Annotated in this window: 9 protein-coding genes; 8 read left to right on the top strand and 1 reads right to left on the bottom strand. The window is 38.8% G+C overall.

Going from position 1 to position 6646, the window contains the following annotated elements; translation table 11 throughout:
- Positions 1–14 precede the first annotated feature (14 nt).
- From HMPREF0027_RS05230 to HMPREF0027_RS05220, 3 genes are all read left to right on the top strand, one after another.
- Positions 15–377 (top strand): diacylglycerol kinase, encoded by a 363-nt coding sequence (locus HMPREF0027_RS05230; protein WP_044024295.1) that lies wholly within the window; start codon positions 15–17, stop codon positions 375–377.
- Between the two features lie 81 nt (positions 378–458).
- Positions 459–2102, top strand: a complete 1644-nt coding sequence (gene ushA / locus HMPREF0027_RS05225; protein WP_005622797.1) for a bifunctional UDP-sugar hydrolase/5'-nucleotidase UshA — start codon at positions 459–461, stop codon at positions 2100–2102.
- Positions 2103–2184: 82 nt separating this feature from the next.
- A complete protein-coding gene (locus tag HMPREF0027_RS05220) occupies positions 2185–2409 on the top strand; it encodes a DUF4298 domain-containing protein (protein WP_005622794.1) in 225 nt (74 codons plus the stop codon).
- Between the two features lie 380 nt (positions 2410–2789).
- Here the strand turns inward: HMPREF0027_RS05220 and HMPREF0027_RS05215 are convergent, their stop codons facing one another.
- Complete coding sequence (locus HMPREF0027_RS05215) at positions 2790–3473, bottom strand: helix-turn-helix domain-containing protein (protein WP_005622792.1); 684 nt, start codon at positions 3471–3473, stop codon at positions 2790–2792.
- 211 nt (positions 3474–3684) lie between these two features.
- Between HMPREF0027_RS05215 and HMPREF0027_RS05210 the strand changes: the two genes are divergently transcribed.
- From HMPREF0027_RS05210 to HMPREF0027_RS05200, 5 genes are all read left to right on the top strand, one after another.
- Positions 3685–3897 (top strand): helix-turn-helix domain-containing protein, encoded by a 213-nt coding sequence (locus tag HMPREF0027_RS05210; protein ID WP_005622790.1) that lies wholly within the window; start codon positions 3685–3687, stop codon positions 3895–3897.
- 11 nt (positions 3898–3908) lie between these two features.
- Positions 3909–4325 carry a DNA-binding protein gene (locus tag HMPREF0027_RS12560; protein WP_005622788.1) on the top strand — a complete coding sequence of 139 codons (417 nt, stop codon included), beginning with the start codon at positions 3909–3911 and terminating at the stop codon, positions 4323–4325.
- A 9-nt stretch (positions 4326–4334) separates the two neighbouring features.
- Positions 4335–5642, top strand: coding sequence for a transposase domain-containing protein (locus HMPREF0027_RS12555; RefSeq protein WP_005622787.1), 1308 nt, complete (start codon positions 4335–4337; stop codon positions 5640–5642).
- A gap of 48 nt (positions 5643–5690) precedes the next feature.
- Complete coding sequence (locus HMPREF0027_RS12550) at positions 5691–5873, top strand: hypothetical protein (RefSeq protein ID WP_005622785.1); 183 nt, start codon at positions 5691–5693, stop codon at positions 5871–5873.
- 46 nt (positions 5874–5919) lie between these two features.
- On the top strand, positions 5920–6646 hold a 727-nt coding region (locus HMPREF0027_RS05200; protein ID WP_005622783.1), incomplete at its 3' end, for an AAA family ATPase.

The raw sequence follows: 6646 nt of genomic DNA, 5'->3' as shown, positions 1-6646 counted from the left end.
TTTTGAGAAATAAAATGAAACCTGAAAATAAAGCAGACTTTCAACGTATTATTCGTGCTGCCGGTTATTCAATGAAAGGGCTTAAAGCAGCCTACATTAATGAACCCGCATTTCGACAAGAAATTTGGTGTGCAACGATTTTAATCCCTCTTGCATTACTACTTGGCAATGATATCATTGAAAAACTTTTACTGCTAAGTACTGTGTTTTTAGTGCTGATTACCGAATTATTAAATAGCGCAGTTGAAGCTGTCGTAGATAGTTTCGGTTCTGACTTCCATGAATTATCAGGACGAGCGAAAGACATCGGTTCCGCAGCCGTATTTATGGCAATGGTTCTATTTGCGATAACGTGGCTACTTATTCTTATTTTTTAATCATATGGGCAATAGATTTATAGGTTCTCCTATCTATCTAATGCCCATTTTTTTGCATATCAATCTAAATTTGAGGTTCTTATGAAATTTAACAAAACTCTTCTCTCTGTTGCACTACTTTCAGCAACTTCTGCAATGGCATACCAAGCAGACAAAACCTACACATTTACCCTCCTACATACAAATGATATCCACGGCCATTTCTGGCACAATGACAAAGGCGAATATGGCCTTGCTGCTCAAAAAGCTTTGATTGATAACATTAAAAAGGAAGTAGAGGCAAAAGGTGGCTCAACCATTATCTTAAATGCCGGTGATATTAATACCGGCGTACCTGAATCCGATATGCAAAATGCTCGTCCTGATTACGAAGGTTTAAATGCAATTGGTTATGAAGCGATGGTATTAGGTAACCATGAATTTGATTTCCCGCTTCAGGTACTAAGTATGCAAGAGAAATGGGCTAATTTCCCACTTATATCTGCAAATGTAATCAATAAACGCACTCAAAAAGAACTGACTAAACCTTATGTAATGCTAGACAAGCAAGGATTAAAAGTTGCTGTTGTCGGGTTAACCACAGAAGATACCGGTAAATTAGGTAATCCCGATGTAACAGAAAATGTTATCTTTAAAGACCCAATTAGCACAGCTAAAAAGACGTTAACTGAAATTAATAAAATCGAAAAACCGGATGTACGCATTGCGTTAACCCATATGGGATGGTACTTAGATGGTAAACATGGCAGCAATGCACCTGGTGATGTAACTATGGCAAGAACTCTAGATAAAGGTGCATTTGATATCATTATCGGAGGCCATACTCATGATACCGTATGTTTTGACGAAAAAGGGCAATTTAGAGTGAAATATACCCCAGGCGATAGCTGTAAACCTGATTTCCAAAATGGTACTTGGATTATGCAAGCCGGAGAATGGGGCAAATATGTAGGGCGTGCTGATTTTGAATTTAAAAACGGCAAAACCACATTGGTTAAATATGAACTTATTCCAATTAACCTGAAAAAAACTATCAAAAAAGAAGATAGCAAAAAGGAATACCAACTTTACCAAGCTGAAATCAAACCGGATCAAGCGCTATTTGATCACTTAAAAAAATATCAAGATGAAGGTGATAAATTATTAAACGTTGAAGTTGGTGAAGTGAAGGGCTTATTAGACGGTAAACGTGAACACGTACGCTTCGTTCAAACAAACTTAGGACGCTTAATTTCTCAATCACAAAAAGAGCGTGTAAAAGCAGATATCGGTATCGTGAACTCTGGAGGTGTACGTGCTTCTATTGAAGAAGGTAAGGTAACTTATAAAACTTTATTAACAGTTCAACCTTTTGGTAATATGATTTCTACTATTGATCTTAAGGGCCCAGAGTTATTAGATTTCTTAACAAATGTTGCATTAAAAGAAGTTGATACAGGCGCATATCCTCAATTTGCTGGCATTTCTATGACGGTAGATCGTGCAGCGAAAGCGATCTCAAATATTAAAATTGCAGGAAAACCGTTTGACCTGAATAAAACATATAAAGTATCTATTCCAGATTATCTAACTGCTGGTGGTGATGGTTACCCAGTAATGAAAAAACATCCTAGCTACGTAAATACCGGTTTTATTGATGCAGAAATGTTGAAAAAATACTTTGAAGAAAATAAAGTGATTGACGCAAGTAAATTTGATCCTAAAGAAGATATCATCTTTAAGTAAACGTCTAACAAAAAAGCTAAGCGATATGCTTAGCTTTTTTACTTTCATAACATTCATTCTATAGTAGGAAATTAATCTAGGTATGCAGCAGAATATTCAACAAATGCAAGATAACTATGGTAAGTTAGTTAAACTCTTACCGGAATTAGAAAAAAGCCTCAGCCGGTGGGAAGAAGCCTATCAGATCATGCAGCAACTCAATCAGTTTTATCATAGCTCCTTATGGCTAGAGCTCTACGATAATGCAGACAATATCCGCCTTGAAACTCATGGAAATTACAGTGTACTTTCTCAAGATGCTATCTGAAATGCGGTTACAGAACAATATGAACTCGCTAAAAAGTTAAATAAAACGCTTTCTAAGATAGTCATCACTGAATAACGCTAAGTAATATAATGAAGATAAAAGAGACAAGAAATAGTATGTTGAATAACAAGCCAATTCAACATACTGCCGTTGTATAGAATCAATAAAACAAAGAAATAAAGAAATATAGGGAATTGGCGAAAAAACGGGAACAAGTGGGATGTGAACCATTGAAAATAGGGGCTTCGTGATGAAAGCCCCTTTCTTTTTCCTAAAGAAAAGAAGAAAAAATGAATTGCGAAAAATTTTTCTGAAATAGCAAAATAAATCATTAAAACAACGAAACAAGCCTTATAGATTTAAAAGGCTTTAAATAACGTTTAAATTAAATCATGCCCGATATAGACAACCTGCCCGATAACTTCGAAATCCAGTGAATCATTAAAAATCGCATCCATGGGGCTATAAATCTCTTTGTTATCACTAATCAGCCTAATACCGTTAATAATCCCTTGCACTCGCTTGACCCATATTTGTTCGCCTGAACGTAATACATAGATCTTTCCGTCCTTTGGTTGCTTTGCGCCAAGATTTACTAAGAGCATATCCCCATCAGATATGGTTGGATACATTGAATCGCCTGAAGCCGTAATAAATGCTAACTGATTTAAATAAAACCCTCTCAGGTTAAGCCAGCGCTTGCTTAGCCCTATGTAGTCATCAGGCACATACGTCCCCTCGCTAATCGCAGTAAAGCCCACTGAAGCTGTAATATTATAAAACGGTACACGCTCTAAGCTATCTGCACTTTGTGCAACGGCTAATACAGGCATTGGCTTTGATTGTTTTAATGAATTCATACTTGGTTCAAAACCCAGTGCCAACTGCACGCTTTTGGGTAATGATGTGTAGTGATATTCAAATCCACCACCTTTTATTCCTTGAGCCTCTCTTTTTTCCCAACCTTCTTTTATAGCCTTTCTTGTGATATTGGTCGCTCTAGTTGGAAGTCCTTCTAAGCCTTCTAAATCCTTTGAGGAATACCACTCTTTAATTGATTTCATAAAATCCACCTTCTTAATCAAAATGATTTAAAAAAGATTAAAAATAAATACCTAATAAAATCAAATGATTATCCCAAAATAGAAAGAAAGTTATAAATCCTTTCTTAATCACTTATTGATTTCATAAAGAATACGCATTATATTTATTCATAGTTAAGTGATTTACATCATTTAGCTAGATTCAAAAACTAATTTTTAAGGATCTCACAAAATGGCGAGAAATAAAAGAATTGATATGAGTAACCATGAAATTCGTGGTGAATTGATGAAACGAGGGAAAACTTTTGCACAGCTCGGCGTGGAAAATCGGCTAGCAAAAACAACTGTTCGTAATGCTTTAGATAAGCCCTATCCCAAAGGTGAACAAATTATCGCTAATGCTTTGGGGTTAAAACCAGCAGACATCTGTCCTTCAAGATATTAAGCGAGGCAACTATGAAAGAATGGTTTTTAGCTAAAGAGTTAGTTGGTATTGGTGGATTACCAAATCATGCTACTAACGTAACTCGACAGGCAAAAAAACAAAATTGGGAAGCTCGTGCTGCAAAAGGTGTTAAGGGAGGGGGACTTGAATATCATATTTCAAGCCTCTCTCTAGAAACCCAACGAGCCCTCCGCCTTCAGGCAGCATTGGCAGAAGTAAAACCGCCAGAAATGGCACAACCAAAACTGAATTTAGACCTTGTTCGCAAGTTTAACGAAGCAAGCGACAAAGCGAGAGAAAAGGCAAAAGCAAAAACCGAAGCGTGTTTACAACTAAAAGCCTTTTTAGACCAAGGATTCCCTTTAATGCAGGCTATTGAGGGAGCAGCGAAAGCTAAAAATGTGTCTGCTGGCTCTTTAAAAAATTAGTATTACAAAGTGCAAGCGCATCTAATCCACGAATGGCAAACGGTTCTCATTGTGGAATCAGGCAAAGCGAAAAAGCCGACCCGCAAAGCCTTTATTGAGCAAGAAGCGTGGGATGTGTTCTTGGCGGACTATCTCCGCCCAGAAGAACCTGATATGCGAGCCTGTTACCGCAGAACGGAAACAATGGCGAAACATTATGGCTGGAAAATTGCAAGTTTCCAAACCTTCCAACGCCGTGTTGTAGAAGAAATTCCTTATGAAGTAATCCTTCTGAAACGCAAAGGCGCAAATGCTGTAGCGAAGTTAGTTCCGGCATTAAGACGAACAGTTAAAGACCTGCTAGCAGGTGAATGGATTAACGGTGACGGCTATCAACACAATGTATTTGTGAAATGGCATACGTGCGAAATCGTCCGCCCCAAAACATGGTTTTGGCAAGACGTGCGAACCCGAGAAATCTTGGGCTACCGCACTAGTATTTCGGAAAACACCGACAGCATTCACCACGCATTAATGGACGTAATTTTTAATTACGGCATACCGAATACTATTACGCTCGATAACACTCGGGCAGCAGCAAATAAAGCCATGACAAGCGGTATCGCTAACCGTTACCGCTTTAAACACGATGAACTCGACCCGAAAGGGATTATGCCGATTTTAGGCATAGACGTGCATTTTACCTCGATTCTCTACGGTGAAGGACACGGGCAAGCAAAACCGATTGAACGTGCTTTTGGTAAAGGGGGAATCGGAGAAAAAGTAGATAAACGCCCTGAATTAGCTGGGTTTTATATGGGTAAAAACGTATTGGAAAAACCTGATAACTATAACGGCGGTAAAGCTGGCGTAGGTCATGACGTGTTCTTACAAGCATTAGCAGCAGGTATTGAAGAATACAACAGCCAGCTTAAACGTGAAACTGAAATGTGTCGTGGGGAATTGAGTTTTGACCAAGTTTGGGAACGAGATTACCACCCAACAAACATCAGACAGGCAAGTCCAGAACAGCTGCGCTTACTGTTCTTACAAGCGGAAACCGTCAGCATTAAACAAAATGGCGAGTTTACATTAAAAGCGGCGGGCAAGCTCTATGGCTTAACCAATGTTTACTGGGCGCAACAACTTATCGGCATTACTGATAAGAAAGTTGTGGTGCGATTTGATCCCGATAACTTACACGGCAACACATACGTGTATGACATTAACGGCAATTTCTTAGCAGAAGCGATTTGTCGAGATGCAAAAGGTTACGGTGACACAGAAGCAGCACGTGAACAAAGCCGACTTTATAAGCAAATTGTTAAAAATGCATAAGCTCAAGCAAAAGCGCTGGATATTCTTAATGCTCACGAACTAGCGAGCTTGCAACCGCAAGTTGAAGTGCCAGAGCCGATTGAAGAGCGTGTGAAAGAGGTACTAGTTAAAGAAGAATTTATCGTGGATTTCAACACGGTACGAAAAGTACAAGTGGTTGAAGAAGAGGAAGAAGATATTAGCGAATTTGAGCAAGCGTTTATGAATGCGATTTCGATGAAAAGCAAGTAATCACAAAGCTTTAAACAGTATTTAAACATTTAAACGGAGTTTAAACATGGAATTAATTAACAAAATCAAACAGCACCTTGCTGATACCAATACAAGCCAAGCAAAGTTGGCAAAAGAAGCAGGGGTTAACGCAGGCGCATTATCCGCTTACTTGAACGGTAACTATCAAGGCGATATTGTAAAAGTAGAAGCAAAATTGACCGCTTACTTTAAGAAAAAAGAAGTGAAGGTTCGTGAATTTGTGGAAGCGCCTGCGTTTATTGAAACATCAACCGCTCGCCAAATCTTTAAAACGCTTGAGTTTGCTCAAATCGCTAACTGTATGGCGACAGTTTACGGAATGTCGGGTGTGGGTAAAACGAAAGCGATTCAAGAGTTTAAAAAAGGTCGTGCAAATGTGTGGCTAGTTACCGCAAGTCCGAGCCGTTCAAGTCTAAGCGAAATTTTGTACGAGATTGCCCTTGAGTTAGGCATTTCAGACGCACCACGCCGTAAAGGCACGCTTTCTCGATTAATTGCGCGCAAAATTAACAGCACAGAAGGTTTGTTGATTATTGATGAAGCTGATCACTTACCGTATGAAGCACTCGAAGAACTGCGAATTATGCAAGAAGAGGCAAATATCGGCTTGGTTTTAGTAGGAAATGACAAAGTTTATACCCGAATGAAAGGCGGTATCAGTCCGCATCACGAATACGCAAGATTGTGGTCGAGAGTGCCGAAAAACACCAGTATTCAGAAAACCAAACAAGCCGACACAAAAGCTGTAGCAC

Source organism: Actinobacillus ureae ATCC 25976, from assembly GCF_000188255.1.
GTDB lineage: Bacteria > Pseudomonadota > Gammaproteobacteria > Enterobacterales > Pasteurellaceae > Actinobacillus > Actinobacillus ureae.
Note: the sequence above shows the minus strand (reverse complement) of the source record. Positions and strands in the feature narration are given on the sequence as shown.